15 protein-coding genes and 1 pseudogene are annotated in these 21198 nt (G+C 36.4%); 10 read left to right on the top strand and 6 right to left on the bottom strand.

Going from position 1 to position 21198, the window contains the following annotated elements; all coding sequences use genetic code 11:
- Window positions 1-1026, bottom strand: a 1026-nt coding sequence (locus tag ACI6PS_RS15595; RefSeq protein ID WP_421013501.1) for a UDP-N-acetylmuramoyl-tripeptide--D-alanyl-D-alanine ligase, incomplete at its 3' end; no start/stop codon positions are given.
- 65 nt (window positions 1027-1091) lie between these two features.
- The gene (gene gldJ, locus ACI6PS_RS15590) at window positions 1092-2750 is read right to left on the bottom strand and encodes a gliding motility lipoprotein GldJ (protein ID WP_421013500.1); all 1659 of its coding nucleotides are present in this window, start codon (window positions 2748-2750) and stop codon (window positions 1092-1094) included.
- 223 nt (window positions 2751-2973) lie between these two features.
- On the opposite strand from gldJ, the gene porU reads away from it, so the two are divergent.
- The 10 genes from porU (at window position 2974) to ACI6PS_RS15540 (ending at window position 18452) form a co-directional block, all read left to right on the top strand.
- Window positions 2974-6816, top strand: coding sequence for a type IX secretion system sortase PorU (porU, locus tag ACI6PS_RS15585; protein WP_421013499.1), 3843 nt, complete (start codon window positions 2974-2976; stop codon window positions 6814-6816).
- A gap of 42 nt (window positions 6817-6858) precedes the next feature.
- Window positions 6859-8040, top strand: coding sequence for a type IX secretion system outer membrane channel protein PorV (porV, locus tag ACI6PS_RS15580; protein ID WP_421013498.1), 1182 nt, complete (start codon window positions 6859-6861; stop codon window positions 8038-8040).
- 106 nt (window positions 8041-8146) lie between these two features.
- Window positions 8147-8629 carry a cytidine deaminase gene (gene cdd / locus ACI6PS_RS15575; protein ID WP_421013497.1) on the top strand — a complete coding sequence of 161 codons (483 nt, stop codon included), beginning with the start codon at window positions 8147-8149 and terminating at the stop codon, window positions 8627-8629.
- 144 nt (window positions 8630-8773) lie between these two features.
- Window positions 8774-9772, top strand: coding sequence for a pyruvate dehydrogenase (acetyl-transferring) E1 component subunit alpha (gene pdhA / locus ACI6PS_RS15570; protein ID WP_421013496.1), 999 nt, complete (start codon window positions 8774-8776; stop codon window positions 9770-9772).
- 5 nt (window positions 9773-9777) lie between these two features.
- Entirely contained in the window at window positions 9778-11457 is a 1680-nt protein-coding gene (locus tag ACI6PS_RS15565) for a pyruvate dehydrogenase complex dihydrolipoamide acetyltransferase (RefSeq protein ID WP_421013495.1), read from the top strand.
- A 91-nt stretch (window positions 11458-11548) separates the two neighbouring features.
- Window positions 11549-12532 (top strand): M28 family metallopeptidase, encoded by a 984-nt coding sequence (locus ACI6PS_RS15560; RefSeq protein ID WP_421013494.1) that lies wholly within the window; start codon window positions 11549-11551, stop codon window positions 12530-12532.
- Between the two features lie 147 nt (window positions 12533-12679).
- Window positions 12680-13357, top strand: a complete 678-nt coding sequence (locus ACI6PS_RS15555) for an SDR family NAD(P)-dependent oxidoreductase (RefSeq protein ID WP_421013493.1) — start codon at window positions 12680-12682, stop codon at window positions 13355-13357.
- Between the two features lie 6 nt (window positions 13358-13363).
- Window positions 13364-13963 carry a SprT-like domain-containing protein gene (locus tag ACI6PS_RS15550; protein ID WP_421013492.1) on the top strand — a complete coding sequence of 200 codons (600 nt, stop codon included), beginning with the start codon at window positions 13364-13366 and terminating at the stop codon, window positions 13961-13963.
- A 104-nt stretch (window positions 13964-14067) separates the two neighbouring features.
- On the top strand, window positions 14068-15132 hold the full coding sequence (locus ACI6PS_RS15545; RefSeq protein WP_421013491.1) for a mannose-1-phosphate guanylyltransferase: 1065 nt from the start codon (window positions 14068-14070) through the stop codon (window positions 15130-15132).
- A gap of 95 nt (window positions 15133-15227) precedes the next feature.
- Window positions 15228-18452 carry a gliding motility-associated C-terminal domain-containing protein gene (locus tag ACI6PS_RS15540; RefSeq protein ID WP_421013490.1) on the top strand — a complete coding sequence of 1075 codons (3225 nt, stop codon included), beginning with the start codon at window positions 15228-15230 and terminating at the stop codon, window positions 18450-18452.
- A 1-nt stretch (window position 18453) separates the two neighbouring features.
- Here ACI6PS_RS15540 and ACI6PS_RS15535 read toward each other — a convergent pair whose 3' ends face one another.
- From ACI6PS_RS15535 to ACI6PS_RS15520, 4 genes and pseudogenes are all read right to left on the bottom strand, one after another.
- The gene (locus tag ACI6PS_RS15535; RefSeq protein WP_421013489.1) at window positions 18454-19221 is read right to left on the bottom strand and encodes an ABC transporter ATP-binding protein; all 768 of its coding nucleotides are present in this window, start codon (window positions 19219-19221) and stop codon (window positions 18454-18456) included.
- Window positions 19218-19967, bottom strand: a complete 750-nt coding sequence (locus ACI6PS_RS15530; protein ID WP_421013488.1) for an MlaE family ABC transporter permease — start codon at window positions 19965-19967, stop codon at window positions 19218-19220. Before ACI6PS_RS15530 ends, ACI6PS_RS15535 begins: the two co-directional genes overlap by 4 nt.
- 67 nt (window positions 19968-20034) lie before the next feature.
- A complete protein-coding gene (locus ACI6PS_RS15525) occupies window positions 20035-20883 on the bottom strand; it encodes a glycosyltransferase (protein WP_421013487.1) in 849 nt (282 codons plus the stop codon).
- 10 nt (window positions 20884-20893) lie between these two features.
- Window positions 20894-21198 (bottom strand): annotated as a pseudogene (locus tag ACI6PS_RS15520) (methyltransferase); the annotation flags it as partial.

Raw genomic sequence — 21198 nt, 5'->3', positions numbered from 1 at the left:
TCCAAGAATGGCCACTTTTTTTGTAAGCTCCAGTTGCATGAAATTCTCCAATGCCACCTTCATACTGCTAGGATTGGCATTATAAGCATCCAATATAATATCGTTACTATTCTTCTTCAGTAATTGCGATCGGTTGTTTTCTGGTACATAATTTTCAATTGCCTCCTTTATGCTGTTTGGTTCAACCTTAAAGTAAGTTCCAATAGTCACCGCTGCATTAATGTTATTGGCATTATAAATTCCTATTAATTGCGATTTTATTTCCATCCCCTGAACTGTTACCGCCACAAAAGGATCGGCTTTTACAGCATCAATAACCACGTTTGTTTTCTCTGATCTGTGACCAAAACTATAGCGTTCAATTCCCTCCGTTTTCTCCACCTGGATGGCATCATCCAGATTCACAAAAGCAATTTTTTTATTCTCCGAAAGATAGCTATACATCTCACTTTTTCCTTTGATCACACCTTCAAAACCTCCAAAACCTTCGAGGTGTGCCTTCCCGAAATTAGTAATGTATCCAAAGTCTGGTTTGGCAAGAGTGCATAAAAATTCAATCTCCTTCTGATGGTTCGCACCCATTTCTACTATACCAATTTCGGTTTTGTTATTGAAAGAAAGCAAGGTTAGCGGAACCCCAATATGATTGTTTAAATTTCCAACAGTGGCTTTTACATTATATCTCTTGGATAGCACCACATTGATTAATTCCTTTGTAGTCGTTTTGCCATTACTTCCAGTCAAGGCAATAATAGGCAACTTCAGATATTGCCGATGAAATTTCGAAAGTTCTTGTAAAGCCACAAGACTGTCTTCTACTAAAATTGTTCTTGCGTCAACATAATAATCGGCATTGTCTATAATTACATACGAAGCGCCTTTTTCTAAAGCTTCATTAGTAAAAGTATTCGCGTCAAATCGTTCGCCTTTTATTGCTACAAACATAGAGTTGTCTTCGATCTTCCTAGTGTCGATCACTACCGATTTGCACTGTAAGAATAGACTGTGAATGTCTTTAATTTCCATTTGAAATGAGTTTAAAAAATAAAAGCCCTAATGAAAGGGCTTTTATGAATGCTATGTTTAAGAAATTAGTTTCTTGCTTTTTTCTTAGTGGATTTTGGTCCAACGCTTGACATTGCACATCTGAATCCGATGTAGTCAGTTGCCATATCTTGTGGGAAGTATCTTCTTTGAGCAGGATCCAACCAATAAGCTCTGTCTCTCCATGAACCACCTTTGTAAACTCTTACGTTGTCGTTAATCAAAGTTGTTCTTTTGTTAGACTTGTCGTAAGCCCTTACTAAGTTATCCAAAGAATCTTTAGTTACATTATGAATTGGAGAGTCGTACATTCTCTTAGCTTCTTTTCCAGTGTCTGAATCTTCTTCAGAACCAAATTTGAAATCTCTTCTAGATTGTCTATCACCATCTCTGTAGTTTCTATTGTCACTTTGAGAGAAATTTTGTCTTAAATAAGTTTCTTTCTCGTCAATTGGCACTTGAGCAATTTGTCCAGGGAAGTTTTTAGCCATAATTCTACCATTACTTAAAGTATCATAAGCGATGTTTTCAGCAGTTACAAGCTCAACGGTTCCATCTTCACCAATTTTGTTTTTGTAGAATACGTTACCTCTGTAGTAGTTGAAGTCACTTGCTTCATCATCTACAACAGGTCTGTAAACGTCCGCAACCCATTCTGCAACGTTACCAGCCATATCATACAATCCAAAATCATTTGGAGGGTAAGATTTTACTACATTTGTGATATCAGCTCCATCATCAGACCATCCTGCTAATCCGCCGTAATCACCTTTACCTTGTTTGAAATTGGCTAATTGATCACCTTTAACTTGTCTTTTTCCACTTCTGGTATAAGAACCTTTCCAAGGATATTTTTTCTGTCCTTTGTATGAGTTGTATTCTCTATTACCTACATCAGATGCTGCTGCATATTCCCACTCAGCTTCTGTTGGAAGTCTGTATTCAGGACTGATTAAACCAGAACTTCTTGTAGCATATAAGTTAGTACTATCTTTAGATTTACCTCTTTTTCCTTTTAATACTACTTCTTCGTTGCCTCCAAACGCTTTAGTCGGTGCATTGATGTAAGTTTCAGTACTAAAAGTAGCTTCAGCGCTAATGTCTTTAGTTTTAGCGTCTTTTTTCAAGTATCCTTCTTTCTCTAAAGTAGCTTCGTTTACACGATCAGTTCTCCATTTAGCGAATTCAGCTGCTTGAATCCAATTTACACCTACTACAGGATAGTAAGCATAAGCTGGGTGACGAAGGTAATTGTTGGTCATTTGCTCATTGTAGCCTAGCCTGCTTCTCCATACCAATGTATCAGGCAAAGCACCTTCGTAGATGTTTTTGTAATTCTCGTCTGTAGGTTTGAAAACGCTTTTTACCCAGTATAGGTATTCAGCATACATTGCATTTGTAACTTCTGTTTCATCCATATAGAATGATTGAACGTGTTGCTGGTTTGGGCTATTGTTCCAATCGTGCATAACATCGTCTTGTACCTTACCCATAGTGAACGTTCCACCTTCCACTAAAACCAAACCAGGAGCAGCTTGCTGCTTTTTGTACTTAGTGTTTAGCTGAAAACCACCTTTTTTATCGTTGATTTTCCAGCCTGTCGCAGACGACGCATTTTTTGAGCTCGATTTGCTACAGCTAGCAAAACCAATCACTAATGCTAAAGACAGCATTAATTTAACAGCCATAATTTTGTTTACTTTCATACTTCCAGTAGGTAATAAATTTCGCCGCAATATAATAATTAACCATTACACCGCAACATCTTTTTTTAAATAATAACAAAAAATAAGTTAAATGTTTTCTGTTCTAAAAACTCTTCGAAAAATAGAACGCAAAATTAATTGAAATATTATTCTTTTGCACAAACTAAATGATTTAAATTTACCGTATAGTAATAAAATCAGCCATACTACGTTTCTTATTTTGATGAAAAGAACAATATTATTTATTATAGTTTTATATCCCTTTTTTGTAAAAGGACAGATTAAAGGAGATCTTGTAATTAATTGGAGCGAAAATACTGTACTTTCGTATGAGACCCGTCATTATAATGTTCCGCAATTTGATTTTCAATATTTTTATTTTGATGAATTGGAGAAAACCATCTCTTTTCGTATAAATATTCCGGTTACGTCTGTCGTTGACGAAAAATCATTACTTATTTCAAATGTTGTTTACGAAAACATTCCTGACTCAAAATTAGGTGATTTGTCTCGAAAAGCAATTTCCAATAAACTTAGTGCTTCAATAAAGAATGTCAAAGCAAGGGATTTGAATTTTGCTAGCTTTGAGCTGTATCCTATTATTAAGGACGGTTCCTCGTATAAAAAAATCAAATCATTTAGTTACACTGTTACTGCAGGGCGTGATGCAAGTTTTGTGAAAAGAGGTTTTAATGAATTGTCAAATTCTGTTTTGAGTTCAGGAAATTGGTATAGGTTTTATGTTGAAAAATCGGGTGTTTACAGGCTTTCAAAATCATTTTTGCAGGGACTTGGTATTAATCTGAATGGAGTGGATCCGCGAAGTATAAAAATTTATGGAAATGGTGGTAGAATGGTGCCACATTCTAATGCCGTAGATTATCCATCAGATTTAGAGGAAAATGCGATCCAAGTAATTGGTGAAGAAGATCAGGTTCTTAATGACCAGGATTACATTCTGTTTTATGCCGAAGGAGTGGATAATTGGAGTCAGGAAAATAAATCCCATAATAATTTATACGAAAACAAGTCCTATTATTATATTAATGTAGAGGGAAGTTTTGGAAAACGAATAAATCCAATGCCTTTGATTACTGCTAATGCAACTCCAATTTCAGTTTTTGATGATTATCAATTTCATGAGCTTGATTTGGTAAATATCGGCAGACTGGGAAGAAGATGGTTTGGAGAGGAGTTTAGTTTTGACAATAAAAAGACGTTTGATTTTGAGTTTCCAAATATTGTAGCTTCGGAGCCAATTAGTCTAACTGTAGCAGGTGCAGTTAATGCGCCAAACGCAACATCTTTCAATATAAAGGCAAATGCAAACCAAATTGGTTTGTTGAGTATTGGAGCCGATGCAAATTTTGATGGTTTTTACAGGGATGGAATTGTTAATTTTACTTTTAATGCAGCACCAACAGTTACAATAGATATTGATTACAATAATGGTGGTGTTCCTAGTTCAAGAGGATATCTTGACTATATTATTCTTAGGGCAAAAAGAAATCTTCAGGGATACGGTAAGCAATTCCGATTTCAGTATAATGCCGCCGCAACAATGACCGGGTTTGGAGAATTTCAAATTTCAAATGCTTCAACAATAGCTCAGGTTTGGGATATTACAGATATATATAATGTTTCAAGTATTCAAAATGCCAGTCAGAATTCATTTTCTTACAAGGCAAGTTTGGGAGAAGTCCGAAAGTATATAGCAGTTGATGTTCAGGATTATTATCTTCCATTAAAAGATTCCAGACCCAAAATTGTCAATCAAAATATAAAGGGAACCATCTTTAAAAATGCTCAAGGTCAATTTCAAGACATTGATTATTTAATCATCACTCCATCTTTTTTAAATGCTACCGCAGAAAAATTAGCAAGTTTTCATAGAAGCTATTCTAATTTGAATGTAAAGGTGGTGAATCTGGAAAATATCTACCAAGAATTTTCCTCAGGCAAGCAAGATATAGGTGCTATACGGAATTTGGTAAAATATGTTTACAAAAATGCTTCTACAGATGCCAATAGAGTAAAATATCTGAATCTTTTTGGCGATGCGTCTTTTGACTTCAAGGATAGAATACCTAACAATACTAATATTGTGCCTATTTATCATGCTGAATATGGAGGTGCAGAAGGTGGGGGATCTTTTTGTTCAGATGATTTTTTTGTTTTGATGGACGATAATGAAGGTGGAAGTGTTACAGGAACCGGACTTGATGTTGCTGTAGGAAGAATGATTGTAAGTACTGTTCAGCAAGCAGATGAGATGGTAAACAAGGTAATAGAATACTACGACCAAAAATCCTATGGAAACTGGAGAAATAATTTGGTTTTTATTGCAGATGATCCGGATGTTAGTAAGCCCCTTGATACAGAGTTGCAGTATTTCCAAAATTTAGAAGCCGATAATATTTTTGCTCAAAAGCCTTTCTTTAATGTAAAAAAGATACTAATCGACTCGTATTTACAAGAAACTGCCGCGGGAGGTGACCGATATCCAAAAGCACGAACAGAAATATTTGAAGCTTTTGAGAAAGGAGCTCTAGTGTTCAATTATCTTGGCCACGGAGGAGAAGATGGTCTTGCGGCCGAAAGAATTTGGGAAAAATCAGATGGTGAAAATTTAAATAATAGATACAAGTATCCAGTATTTATAACCCTAACTTGTACCTATTCTAGATTTGATAATCCTTACAGAAAAACAGGAGGCGAATTTACTTATCTAAATCCTAAAGGAGGGGCAATAGCAATGCTAACAACAGTTAGATCAATAGGACAGGATGTGGCTCAAAGGTTTAATCCGGTTCTGTCGAAATATTTGTTTTCTTTTGGCTCTAATCAATATGTGTCTGTTGGTGAAGCGCTCCGATTGGCTAAAAATGAGCGATCTACAAATATTGTGGTCTGTATTGGTGATCCGGCCTTGATGTTGGCTATTCCCAAGCCTAAAGTTATTCTAACAAAAGTCAACGACATGCCTATTACAGGCGTGGTAGATGATTTGAAATCATTGGCATTTGTAAAATTAACTGGACAGGTTGTTGATGAAAACAATAATCTTATGTCAAATTACATGGGAGAGCTTGCCGTCAATATCTTTGACAAGAACATCAACAAGAACACTTTGAGGAATGATTTTGTGGATGCTGTTGTAAATATGAATCCGCGCGAGACAGCTCCAACTTTGCCATTTGTTGCTTTAGGCGAAACCATTTTTAGAGGAAATGCATCGGTTTCTAACGGACAATTTGAATTTGGTTTTGTGGTTCCAAGAGATATTCGAGTTCCTGTCGGAAATGGAAGAATAAGTTTCTACGCAAAAAAAACAGGTTTGTTCGAAAATCAAACGGGTTTTAATAGCGATATAAAAGTAGGAGGGATTAATGAAAATGCTGTGGCCGACAATATTGCTCCAAGAGTCAAGTTATATATGAATGATGAAAGTTTCGTATCCGGAGGTATAACAAATGAATCTCCAATTTTCTTGGCCTTCTTGGAAGATGAAAACGGTATGAATACGGCAAGCGGAATAGGTCACGATATGGTGGCAATCTTGGATGGCGACGAAAATAATCCCTATATATTAAACGATTATTACGAAACTGAGTTGGACGACTATACAAAAGGAAAGTTGCGATTTCCATTTAGGAATTTAGAAAAAGGATTGCATACGCTTACTTTTAAAGGATGGGATGTTTATAATAATTTAGTCACAGCAGAAATTCAATTCATTGTTGTGGGCGATGAAACCCTAACACTTACGAATGTCTTGAATTATCCAAATCCTTTTGTAAGCTATACACAATTTTGGTTTACACATAATCGTCCTTTCGAGCCCCTGGATGTTCAAGTTCAAGTTATGACGGTTACAGGGAAAATAGTTTGGACGAGAAATCAGATAGTCAATACCGAAGGATTTCTCTCGCGAGAGATAACATGGGATGGAAAAGATGACTTTGGAGATAAGATTGGTAAAGGAGTTTACATATACAAGCTTACTGTAAAGTCAAACATTACAAACAAGAAAACAGAAAAGTACGAGAAACTTGTAATACTTTAATAAAATACTATATTTGTTTAATTATATTTTTAAATACCTAGAATGAAAAAGATTTCAATAGTAATAATTTGCTTGTTCTTTATACAGCTTTCTAATGCACAAGAAGCAAATCCAATTTCAACAGGAGTTCCCTTTTTAATGGTAGCAGCCGATGCAAGAGCCGCAGGTATGGCCGATCAAGGAGTTGCGACCTCTACAGATGCCTATTCACAACAGTGGAATCCAGCCAAGTATGCATTTTCTCTTGATAAGCAAGGTTTCGCAGTGAGTTATACGCCCTATTTGACAGGCCTAGTAAATGATATCTCTCTTGGTCAGGTCAATTATTTCAATAGAATTAACGAAAAAAGTGCCTTTGCGGCAAGTCTTAGATTTTTTGGTTTTGGAGATATACAAATTACCAATAATCAAGGTGATTACTTGTATGATGTGTCGCCAAATGAATTCGCGATTGATGGGTCTTATGCGTTGAAATTAAGTGAGCGTTTCTCGTTTTCTGTAGCGGGAAGGTATATTCGTTCAGCGCTCAAAGTGCAGTCAGAAAATGTTGATGCTTCACCAGCGAGTACATTTGCTGTGGATCTTTCTGCTTTTTATCAATCTGAAGAAATTGCCTATGATGACTTTAATGGAAGATGGAGAGCAGGATGGATATGGCAAAACCTTGGACCAAAAATCAGTTATGATAATGATGCTGAAATTAATGAACTTAGTGGTAATTTTCTTCCTGCAAATATGAGATTAGGTGTTGGTTTTGATTTTATATTTGATGAATACAATAAAGTAGGATTAAATGTAGAATTGGCAAAACTTTTGGTGCCAACTCCGCAAGACCCGAAGGATTTGGATGGGGATGGTGAAATTTCAGGAGATGAAGAATTAAAAAATAGAGAAGAATACAGAAGAATTGGTTGGACGGAAGGTATTTTCAAATCCTTTGGAGATGCGCCAGGAGGTTTTAGTGAAGAGCTAAAAGAGTTCACTTATTCCGTAGGAGCAGAATATCTCTACCAAGATTCATTTGCACTGAGGGCAGGTTATTTTAACGAAAGTCCGATGAAAGGAGCTAGAAAATTCTTTTCTCTAGGAGCTGGATTCAAATATAATGTAGTGAAAATCGATGTCTCTTATTTGTTCTCGGCATCAAAAGTGAGAAATCCATTGGAAAACACATTGCGATTTTCGCTTAGTTTTGCTTTCGGAGATAAATACGACGAATATTAATAGTTGAATATAATTTTATAAAAAATCCAAATTTCAGTTGAATGAGATTTGGATTTTTTTTCCCTTAAAACGAAATAGAAATTCTGATTTAAAAGAAAATTCATAGATGAAAGAAATCAATATTACAACAAAGTTTTCCGTTTTTGATGAACTGAATGAGCTTCCTGAAAATGTTAAAGTTTTAATGGAACAAGCAGTAGAGATTCGCCAAAAAGCATACGCACCGTATTCAAAATTCAGGGTAGGTGCGGCACTTCTTCTGGATAACGGAAAAGTTGTTTTAGGTTCCAATCAGGAAAATGCCGCATATCCTTCGGGTCTTTGTGCAGAACGTGTTGCAATTTTTCAAGCAGGGGCAATTTATCCTGATGTAAAAATCCTTCAGATGGCCATTTCTGCTACTGCCGATGAGAAGCCAGTTACCTCTCCAATACCTCCTTGCGGGGCTTGTAGGCAATCGATTGCAGAATATGAATTCAAACAGGAATATCCGATTGAGATTTATTTCATGGGAGAAACGGGAGTGATTTATAAGTCGGATTCTCTGAAAAATTTACTCCCATTTATGTTCGATAAAAACTTCTTATAAAAAAGACTTAAAAATACTTCCTTAAATTTTAGTTCTAAGTTGGAATGTCTTATTTTTGCGTTTCGCAATTCTGTGTGAGGAAACTATCTTGCGAGTAATCGATTAAATACATTCATAAGCAACATTAGCAAAAGGAAAATTCAGATGAAAGAAATTACAAAAGAAGTTTATTTAAAGTGGTACGAAGACATGCTACTTTGGAGAAAGTTTGAAGACAAACTAGCAGCGCTTTACATACAACAAAAAGTAAGAGGATTTCTTCACTTATATAATGGTCAAGAGGCAGTTTTAGCAGGTGCTTTGCACGCTATGGACTTGTCAAAAGACAAAATGATTACGGCCTACAGAAATCACGTTCAGCCAATTGGTATGGGTGTTGATCCTCGAAAAGTAATGGCTGAATTGTTAGGAAAAGTAACCGGTACATCTAAAGGTATGGGTGGATCGATGCACATTTTTTCTAAAGAGCATGGTTTTTATGGTGGTCACGGTATCGTAGGAGCTCAAATTCCTGTTGGTGCTGGTATCGCTTTCGCAGATAAATATTTCGAAACAGGTGGTGTAACGATGACTTATTTTGGTGATGGTGCAGCACGTCAAGGTTCTTTGCACGAGGCCTTCAATATGGCAATGCTTTGGAAACTTCCAGTGGTATTCATCGTTGAAAATAACGGTTATGCAATGGGAACTTCTGTAGAAAGAACAGCAAATCACACAGACATTTGGAAACTTGGTTTAGGGTATGAAATGCCTTGCGGACCAGTGGATGGAATGAATCCTGTAAAAGTGGCCGAAGCAATGCACGAAGCCATCGAAAGAGCACGTCGTGGAGACGGCCCAACTTTCCTTGAAATGAAAACATACCGTTATAGAGGACACTCTATGTCGGATGCACAATTATACAGAACAAAAGAAGAGGTTGAAGAATACAAAAAAATCGACCCGATTACACAGGTTTTAGATGTAATCAAAGACCAAAAGTTTGCTACAGACGAAGAAATTGAAGCAATTGACGAAAGAGTAAAAGATTTAGTGGAAGAATGTGCAACATTCGCCGAAGAATCTGAATTTCCAACTGCTCAACAATTGTATGATGTGGTATACGAACAAGAAAATTATCCTTTCATCCCTCATAAACTATAATCGATATGGCAACAGTAATCACAATGCCTCGCTTAAGCGATACCATGACGGAAGGAACAGTAGCAACTTGGTTGAAAAAAGTAGGCGACAAAATCAGCGAAGGTGATATTTTGGCTGAAATTGAAACCGATAAAGCTACAATGGAATTTGAATCATTCAATTCTGGAACTTTATTGCACATTGGAATTCAAGAAGGAGAAACTGCTTCGGTAGATTCACTTTTGGCAATTATCGGAAAAGAAGGCGAAGATATTTCAGATTTATTAAACGGAAAATCGGCTCCAGCTGAAGCAAAATCAGAAGAGAAAACCGATGCTCCAAAATCTGAAGCAAAAGAAGAAAAAACAACTGAAGAAAAACCAGCAACCGAAAGTAAAGAAGCTCCGGCTACTTTGCCAAAAGGAGTTGTGGTAGTAACAATGCCTCGTTTGAGCGATACTATGACAGACGGAACCGTTGCAACTTGGTTGAAAAAAGTAGGCGATAAAGTAAGCGAAGGGGATATCTTGGCTGAAATTGAAACCGATAAAGCAACAATGGAATTTGAATCTTTCAACGCTGGAACATTATTGTTTATTGGTGTTGAAGAAGGTCAAACTGCTCCTGTTGATAGCGTTTTGGCAATCATCGGTCCAGAAGGAACAGATATTACTGGCGTTGCAGAAAATTATAAAAAAGGTGGTGCTTCGGCTCCAACTACTTCAAAAGAAGAAAAAGCTCCAGCTGAAGAGTCTAAATCTGAAGAAAAATCAGATGATAAAACGGTTGAAGTTGCTAATAACGATGGGAAAAGAATTTTCGCTTCTCCTTTGGCTAAGAAAATTGCCGAAGAAAAAGGAATCAATCTTTCTCAGGTAAAAGGTTCTGGTGAGAACGGTCGTATCGTGAAAAGCGATATCGAAAACTTCAAGCCACAGGCTGAAACACAAGCTTCGGCCCCAGCTTCTGCGAAAGCAGAAACAGCTCCATCAGATCCAGTGAAACCATTTGTTCCTGCAGGAGAAGCTTTTTCAGAAGAAATCAAAAATTCTCAAATGCGTAAAACCATTGCGAGAAGATTGTCGGAGTCTAAATTCACGGCACCACATTATTACCTTACAATCGAGGTGACGATGGACGATGCTATGCAGTCTAGAACCGTTATTAATTCACTTCCGGACACAAAAGTTTCATTCAATGACTTGGTAATCAAGGCAAGTGCAATGGCGTTGAAGAAACATCCAAAAGTAAATTCACAATGGAAAGAAGATGTAACCATCATCAACCACCACGTGAATATTGGAGTTGCTGTTGCTGTTGAAGACGGATTGGTTGTTCCAGTATTGAAATTCACCGACCAAATGAGCCTGACTCAAATTGGAGCAAGTGTGAAAGATTTGGCAGGAAGAGCGAAGAGCAAAAAATTACAACCAGCCGAAATGGATGGAAGTACTTTTACCGTTTCAAACCTTGGAATGTTTGGTATCGTTGAATTTACATCGATTATCAACCAGCCAAATTCTGCAATCCTTTCTGTAGGTGCAATCGTTGAAAAGCCAGTTGTGAAAAACGGACAAATTGTTGTGGGTAACACCATGACATTGACTTTGGCTTGTGACCACAGAACGGTTGACGGTGCTACAGGAGCTCAGTTCTTGCAGACCTTGAAACAATATTTAGAAAACCCAGTGACAATGTTGGCCTAATCCGCATTATCATTTTCCTTATAAATCCCGTCTCGTTGTTATCACGAGACGGGATTTTTGTTTATTTTAGCGGATACAAAACAACACGAAAATGAAAAAAATATTCTATTTAATTCCGCTTTTTATTTTTAGCTGTAAAACTGCTACATCTGTAAATGATAAGGACATTCTGGAAGAGAATGTAAAATCCAGCTATGCTTTTACGTATAAAGTTGAAGAAAAAAGTGTTTCCGAAACCTTGAAAACATTAACTTCAGATGCTTTTGAAGGACGTGAAGCGGGAACGCCTGGAATACAAAAAGCATCCGTGTTTTTAGAGGAATATTTGAAAAAGAATAATGTAAAGCCTTATTTTTCTTCCTATCGTGATACGTTGACCAATTTTAAACTTCCAACTGTAAACATTGTTGGCTATATCGAAGGGAATGACCCGGTTTTAAAGAATGAGTTTGTAATTTTTGGAGCGCATTACGACCACATTGGGATTTCAAAAGATGGCGGAGTAAACGGTGATAAAATCAATAATGGTGCGAATGATGATGCTTCGGGTGTCACGGCTGTTGCTGAAATCGCTAAATATTTTGGAACTAGCAAAACCAATAAGAGGAGTATTTTGGTTGTGTTTTTTACAGCGGAAGAAGTTGGATTATTGGGTTCGGAACATTTGGCTGAAAAGTTAAAGAAAAAGAATGTCAATTTGTATTCGATGTTGAATTTTGAGATGATTGGCGTGCCGATGACGGCGGATTATACGGCTTATATCACGGGTTTCAGCAAATCAAATATGGCTTCGAAAATAAACGACTATGCTGGAAAAAAGTTGGTAGGTTACTTGCCGATGGAATTCCAATACCAGTTGTTCATGCGTTCGGATAATTATCCGTTTTTTCAAAAATTCAATGTTCCGTGTCAGACGGTTTGCACGTTTGATTTTGAGAATTTTCCGTATTACCACCACGTTGACGATGAATTTGAGTTGATGGATACCAAACACATGACGAGTTTTATTCAGGATATCTTGCCGGTTGCAGAGCAAATGGTGAATGCAAAGACGAAGGAGATCGTTCTGAAGTAAAAGGTTAAGAAAAAGCCTAAAGATTAAATTTAGCCCCGATTGTAGTGGAAATCCTTTTTATTTTTTCTTTAAAAATAAAAAGATTGGAGCGGAAAGCGGGAATATAGATTAATAGAAGCCTAAAGTCGTGCTTCTGAAAATATAAGAATGAAAAATATAATTATTACGGGAACGAGTAGGGGGATTGGGTATGAGCTGGCGTTGAAGTTCGCAAATGAAGGGCATCAGGTTTTGGCGCTTTCGAGAAAGACGCCTCAAACTTTAATCGATAACTCAAATATTACGTGTCTTTCGGTTGATTTGTCGGTAGAATCAGATTTGAATAAAGTGCAAGATTTTTTAAACCGTTCTTGGAAAAAAGTGGATGCGATTGTGCATAATGCGGGAGCTTTGGTCTTGAAACCTTTCTCGGAAACGACAGTTGAAGATTTTGAAAGGGTTTATAAAGTGAATGTTTTTGGGGTTGCATCATTGACGAGAATTTGTTTGCCTTTTTTAGAGAAGGGAAGTCATGTTGTTACAATAAGTTCGATGGGAGGCATTCAGGGAAGTATGAAGTTTGCGGGACTTTCAGCTTATAGTTCGAGTAAAGGTGCCGTGATTACGTTATCGGAATTATTATCTGAAGAATATAAAGAAAGAGGGATTGCATTTAATGTTTTGGCGTTGGGTTCGGTTCAGACTGAAATGTTAGCGGAAGCTTTTCCGGGATATGAAGCACCACTTTCGGCGGGACAAATGGCGGATTATATCTATGATTTTTCGTTGACTGGAAATCGATTTTATAATGGAAAAGTATTGCAGGTTTCGTCATCGACACCTTAAAAAAGTATGAATGAGACGTTAGCCAAATATATTCCCGAACACGCTGTTAAGCCGGTTTTTGATTTGATTGTTGCAAATCAGGTTCATTTGAAAATTGTAAATGAACGCGTTACAAGACACGGCGATTATCGAAAAGGACCGTCTGGCAAGCACGAAATCACGGTGAATGCAAGCTTGAACAAGTATAAGTTTATGATTACTTTGATTCATGAGATTGCTCATTTGGTTGCTTTTGAAAAATTCGGACGAAATATAAAACCCCATGGAGCAGAGTGGAAGTATTCGTTTCAACGATTGATGGTTCCGTTTATACGTCCTGAAATTTTTCCTTCGCAATTATTGCCTCTTTTGGCAAGACACTTTAAAAATCCCACAGCAAGTAGCGATACCGATGCTAAATTGGCTTTGGCCTTGAAGTATTTTGATAAGGAAAACGACAAAAATTATATTTTTGAAATTCCTGTTGGAAGTATTTTCAGAATCCATAACGGAAAAATCTTCAAAAAAGGAAGTCTTAGGGTGAAACGTTATGAATGTATGGAAGTTAGTTCGGGAAGAGTGTATTTATTTAATCCCAATGCGGAAGTTGAATTATTGCCAAGCTGAATTTAATGGTAATTTTGATAGTTTTATTACAAATTATTAAAGCTACTGTGGTAGAAAATACATACATTTGAATTACTTGAAAAAGCTCATTTGAAATTATAAAAATGAATAATAATTATTACGCGATATTAATGGCTGGAGGCGTTGGTTCTCGATTTTGGCCAGTAAGTACAACAGAATTTCCGAAACAATTTCACGACATGCTTGGATGCGGAGAAACCCTCATCCAAAAGACTTTCAGTAGATTGGCAAAGTTGATTCCGGCAGAAAATATTCTTATTCTAACAAACGAGCGTTACAACGATTTGGTGTTGCAACAATTGCCGATGGTAAGTCAGAATCAGGTTCTGCTCGAGCCTGCGATGCGTAACACAGCTCCCTGTATTTTATATGCTTCTTTAAAAATTCAAAAGCAGAATCCAGACGCACTTGTAGTTGTTGCTCCAAGCGACCATTGGATTGAAGACGAAACTGCATTTATCGAAAATCTGCAGACTTCTTTTGATTTCTGTTCAAAGGAAAATGCGTTGATGACTTTGGGTATTCAGCCAACTTTTCCAAATACGGGTTTTGGTTATATTGAATACAATAAATCGGATGAAAATCAGGTAAAAAAGGTTAGTCATTTTAGAGAAAAACCAGATTATGAAACGGCTAAGTCTTTTTTAGAAAGTGGTAATTTTCTCTGGAACGGAGGAATTTTTATCTGGAGTATACAATCTGTTTTAGAAGCTTTCGAGAAATTCCAACCACAAATGTTGGCTTTATTTTCGGAAGGAATTCCGGTTTACAATACCGATGCTGAAGCAGATTTTATTCTTAAAAATTATGCTCTTGCCGAAAACATTTCAATTGATTATGCGGTCATGGAAAATGCGAATAATGTATATGTTTTGCCTGCTGATTTTGATTGGAATGACCTCGGAACCTGGGGTTCGCTTCATGAAAAATTACGAAAAGATGCGAACAATAATGCCGTTGTAAATGCGAAAGTATTTTTGGAAAATGCATCCAATAATATTATCAGAACGGATGCATCAAAATTGATTATTATCGACGGTTTAAGCGATTACATTATTGTTGACAAGGAAGATGTGTTGCTTATTTTTCCAAAAGGGAAAGAGCAGGAAATCAAGTCGATTGTTGCGAGAATTGAAACTAATAAGTAGACTGGAGCATTTATTCTTTAAAATTTCAAAAAAGTACTACATTTTATCATTTGAATTATTGATTTTCATATCTTTAGAAGCCTAAATTTTTAAAGATGAAAAGAACTACTTGTCAATTCTCCGGATTTAATTTCGGAATTATACTGTTTTTACTTTTTTCGCAGTTGACATTTTCTCAAATCCCTCCCTTTTCATTAAATGTTACAGTAACAAATGAAACGTGTGAAGATAATGGTTCAATATCATTTAATGCTACTGGAATAACTCCCAGCGCATCGATTATTTATTCGATTTATTTATTGCCCAATACAACCACCGCAGTAGGCACTACTTCTGGAAATACATATAGCGGTCTTTCCTCTGGAACATATAGAATAATAGCTACACAATCATTAGGAACTGAGAGTAATTCACAACAGCAAGATGTAACAGTGTTGAATCAGGTTGTACAACTTGAATATTCAATGACAGGAGCTAGCCATCTTTGCGATCAAAAAATTACATTAAATGTAACGCAAGGGATTCCCGTACAATATGAAATTATTTCAGGCCCAGTTTTAAAGCCATTGCAAACATCAAATGTTTTCACAGGTTTGACCCCTGGTGTATATTTAATCAGGGTTTTTGATAATTGTGGAGATGGAATTGTACAGAATTATAATCTTATAGATTTTGCTGGAGCAGGTTTGCAAATTGGGTTAGTAAATACGATTACAAGTGCCGATTGTAATACCGCTTCTGTCACCCAAACATTAAATAACGCAAGTGAACAAGATTTTATCTATCCAATAAGCCTTCATTATGTATTGACACTTCCTTCGGGTGAGCAGGTAATAATGGATCAAGTATTGACCAATGGCGATGAAGATTTGATTACTATTTCGGAAGAAATCCCACTGTTTCCAAATCAATCCTTTAGTTATAGCTTAGAGGTGAGCGATGGTTGTGGAAATGTTTTTCAAAGTACAGGAAGTTTAGCATTTCCTGTTACAGAACTCACCATTACATCAGAACTAACAGGTTGCAATTCGGTTAAATATACAATTTTAAATGCAATTAGTGCCACTGTCATGATAGCTCCAACTGCATATCCGCATAGCACACCACATGTTTTGACACCATCTGGAACAAATAGTTTTTTGTTAGAAGATTTACCCGAGGGTCAATATCTTTTATCGTTAATTGATATTTGTGGAGTAGAGCATATAAGGGAGATTGATGTTGATATCCCAGATGTGTTGCCTCCTTTAAGAACAATCTTGAATGGATGTGAAATGGGTTTTGGAAGTGTTGGCATCGTTACTTCAAGTGATTTTGCTAATGTAAAAATTATTCAAGCTCCACAAGCAGCAGGTTTTACTCTGCCATACGATGTATCTTCCAACATTGATGGCATTTCTTTCAACTTTTTCATGAATTCACTTCCGCAAGGAACGTATATTTTTAAGACACTCGATATTTGTGGTAATGAGCATGAGCTTACTTGTCCTGTAGGTACTTATGAGCAGACTGCAACGGTAAATGTTATGGAAAATTGTGGCTCGTTCGATTTGCAGGTTTTTTCACAAGGAAATGTTTCCAATCCAATGTCCTATTGGCTCCAAAAATTCGATCCAGTTAATAATGTTTGGGAACATCCATTTACGGGAGTAGATTATATTGAAAATGCAACACCGGCAAATTCGAATTCTATTCCGCTTCCATCAAATGTAATTACATACAATATAACAGGTTATGGACATTTTAGGGTTTTAGGAAGGTATAATATTTTTGGGAATGCCGCCAGTAGTCAAAATTGTATTGTAACTATCCAAGAATTTGATTTTTTGGCTAAGCCAAAGATTAACAACGTGGTCAGTGTTTCATGCCAAGATGGTACTCATGATGTTATCGTGGACGCATCAGGAGTAGCTCCTTTTGATTATAAAATAATTACCAAAAACGGAAATCCATTTACTATTGATAATCAAGAATCAAGTCTTTTTCTAGGGATTGAGGCGGCTGTTTATGGGATTGAGGTTGAGGACAACTGCGGAAATATCTTGCAAGCCGATTATGAAATTGGCAATTCAAATGGATTTCCGATAGAAACGGCTAACTTGTGCACTGGTCAAAACGTATCACTTTCCGTTCTTTCATTTCCTTTTTTAAGTTATGAATGGTGGAAAGACAATAACACAACAACAATTTTAAGTACTTCTAACACTTTGAATTTTACAACATTTGACCCGGTTACAGATTCAGGAACCTATCACGTCCGAGTTTTTTATGCAGATAATCCAGCTTCTTGCATCAATTTTACTTCGGATATTGATGTGTTTTTAAATGATGATTTGCCTGAAGCGGGAACTCCATTGAATCCAACTTATTGCGGTGCTCCAGGCCAGATCAATTTATTTTCATTATTATCGAATTATGATGAAGGTGGAACTTGGCAGGAAACTACCAACAGCGGAATGCTTTCAGGGAGTAATTGGAACGCTTCAGCCTTGCAATCGGGCGCTTATCAATTCAAATATAAAGTGAGTGATTCTTGTAATAATTCAGATGAATCAACTTTAAATATCATCATTAAATCAATTCCAGAAACACCAGAAATCTCTTTTGATTCAGTGATTTGCACTAATGAACCTTTACAATTGTTTGCTTCCAATATTACATCTGGAACTTACCAATGGTCCGGGCCAAATGGTTTCATCTCAAACCAACAAAATCCTATTATTGAAAATCCAACTTCCGCCAATGATGGAATCTATACGTTAAAAATAATTTTAAATGGTTGTGAATCTGAACCCGTTTCAACAACCTTAAATGTAAATGATTTTCCGGAATTTGTAATAGTTGGAGGATGTGAAAGCAACGAAGATAATTATATTCTGAGAGCACTATCCTCAGGAAATTCTTTCGAAGAAGAAAATGTTTTGTATAGTTGGTCAGGGCCAAATGGTTTTACCGCAAGCCAAAATCCAATATCAGTAACAAATCAACCTATTGGTTTGTACACGCTTACGGTTACAAATTCAGCAGGTTGTTCTTACTTTCAAGATTTTAATGTTGCCAGTACAGTTTGCAGAATCCCCAAAGGCATTTCACCTAATGATGATGGCGATAACGACTTTTTCGATTTGTCAGGTTTTGACATATTGAATCTGAAAATTTACAGCCGTTACGGCCGTTTGGTTTATGAAAAAGAAAATTATAAATCCGATTGGTATGGACAGGATTTTAAAGATAGAGAACTACCAGATGCAACTTATTTTTATTATGTAAGAATGAAAGATGGTGAAGAAAGAACGGGTTGGGTGTATAAGACCCATTGATTTATTTCAAATCCTTCAAGTGGGCTTCTCTTACTTTTTTAAATAAATTCGAAGAATAAACAAATTCCACAACTGCTTCGTTATCGGTAACAAAAATCTGTTCTTTGTTGCCTTGCCAAGCTTTTACACCATTTTTTAAGAAAAGAATGTTCTCGCCAATTTCCATAACCGAGTTCATGTCGTGGGTATTGATAACGGTTGTAATATCGTATTCTTCAGTAATTTCCTTAATCAAATTATCTATAATGGTAGAAGTATTCGGGTCCAAACCAGAATTTGGTTCATCACAAAACAAATATTTAGGATTGTTTACAATTGCCCTTGCAATCGCAACACGTTTTTGCATTCCTCCCGAAATTTCTGAAGGCAATTTATGATGGGCATCAATCAAATTTACCCTTTTCAAGACAAAGTCTACACGGTCGTTAATTTCCGAACGATTATTTTTGGTAAACATCTTCAATGGGAAAGCAACGTTTTGAGCTACAGTCATCGAGTCAAACAACGCACTCCCTTGGAAAACCATTCCAATTTCAGTTCTAAGTGCTCTCTTTTCATCAGGAGACAAATCGGAATAAACTCTTCCGTCAAAAATAATTTGGCCTGAATCGGGTGTGTGAATGCCTAAAAGTGATTTCAATAAAACCGTTTTCCCAGAACCACTTTGTCCAATAATAAGGTTGGTTTTTCCAGTCTCAAAAACGGTGGAAATACCTTTTAAAACCTTGCTGTCGCCAAACGATTTCTCTATGTTTTTTACCTCTATCATTTGCTTAAAAGTAATTGGGTTAGAATGTAATTGATCAAAATAATAGTAACAGATGTCCAAACAAACGCTACCGTACTTGCTTTACCAACTTCCAAAGCACCACCTTTCATGTAATAACCGTGAAAAGAAGGAATAGTAGCCAATAAAAGAGCAAAGACAAAGGTTTTTATAAAGGCATACGCAATATGAAACGGAATAAATTCAGTCTGGATTCCATAAATAAAATCATCACTCGAAGCAAATCCGCCATAAACTGCCGCGATCCATCCGCCTAGAACACCTAAAAACATGGAAATTCCAATGACAAAAGGATAGAGTAGTAGTGCTATTAGTTTTGGAAATACAAGGTAGTTCAAGGAGTTTACACCCATCACTTCCAAAGCATCAATTTGCTCCGTAACTCGCATTGTTCCAATACTTGATGTGATAAAGGATCCCATTTTTCCCGCCATGATGATGGAAATAAAGGTTGGCGCAAATTCAAGAATTACAGATTGACGAGTAGCAAAACCAATAAGGTATTTCGGAATCAAAGGATTGGTAAGGTTCAAAGCGGTTTGAATGGAAACAACCCCGCCCACGAAGAACGAGATAAAAGCCACAATTCCAAGCGAATCAATAATCAAATCATCAATTTCTTTTAGGATAAGTCCTTTCATGACTTTCCATTTTGTAGGCTTATTGAAAATTTCTTTCCACATCAGGAAATACCTTCCTATTTGCGATAAATATCGGATTAACATCATAGCATTAAATATGTTCAAAAATAACGATTAGTTATGAGTTATGGTTACGAGATTGGAGTTTTTATATTTAAAATAACTTTTCCTTCATTTTTTTCAAGCGATAATTGCGGATGAATTTCGCTTGTTCTAAAGTAACTAGAAGTGGTTTTTTCGAAGATTTTGCCTTTAGAAAGCCTTTGATGTAATCAATAAAAAGCAAAGGTTTTTTCTTCATCATGGCCAATTTTGCCGAAGCGATTGCCGTAATCCAAAAACCGTAACCCAAAGTGTAAAACGCTTCCCCCTGTTTGTAACGAGCGGTTTTGTTATAACTTGCTCCGGTTGGTTTTAGATGTTTTACTTTCAACGAAGCATCTGTAACAACTTTCCATCCGTAGAATTTACACAATAATTCATCTACTGTATCCCAGCCCATAGCAGGTTTCAATCCGCCGATTTCTTTAAAAGTTTCTTTTCGATAGGCTTTTAACGCTCCGCGAATATGGTCCTTATCGGTAAGATTTTCCAAAACCCACTCGCCATTTTTTTCGATATAGCAAAAACCTCCCGTCATCCCGATTTTTTCATCGGAATTGAAATGGTTAATGATGGTTTCGAAATAATTATTTGGAAAAATCAAGTCAGAATCTGCTTTTACGATGAAATCGTATTGATCATCCAACGTTTCAAATCCTTTTTGGAATGCTTGGATTACTTTACTTCCCGGTAAGTGGATTGCATCCGAAGTTTTATTGACTAATGAAATAAAAGGATATTTTTCGGCGAAAGCCAAAACAATTTCGGCAGTTTTATCTGTAGAATTGTCATTTACAACCACCAATTTATCAGGCAAAGCAGTTTGTTCAACCAAAGATTGCAAGGTCAAAGAAATGAGTTTTTCTTCGTTATGCGATGGAATGACAATGTAATATTTCATAGACTGAAAACTATTTCCTTTCGGCAAAAACGATATAATATCTTGGCGTGAAATAACGCAACAAAGGTCTAAAACCTAATTTTTTTACCGGATGAGTAAATTTCTCACGAGCAGTAATTTTCCACCCCGTTTTTTCTAAAAGCCAATCCAATTGCCAATCTTCAAATTCGTGATAATGACGGTCCCACATATCGGTTTTGCTTCTGTAAGCAGGAGAAAACCACAATCGTAATGGAATGGATATTAATAATTTGTCGCATTTTACATTTTGTAAAACGGTATAGGGATTCAATAAATGTTCGAAAATTTCAAAAG

The sequence above is a fragment of the Flavobacterium sp. PLA-1-15 genome, from assembly GCF_049060005.1.
Classification (GTDB): domain Bacteria; phylum Bacteroidota; class Bacteroidia; order Flavobacteriales; family Flavobacteriaceae; genus Flavobacterium.
Note: the sequence above shows the minus strand (reverse complement) of the source record. Positions and strands in the feature narration are given on the sequence as shown.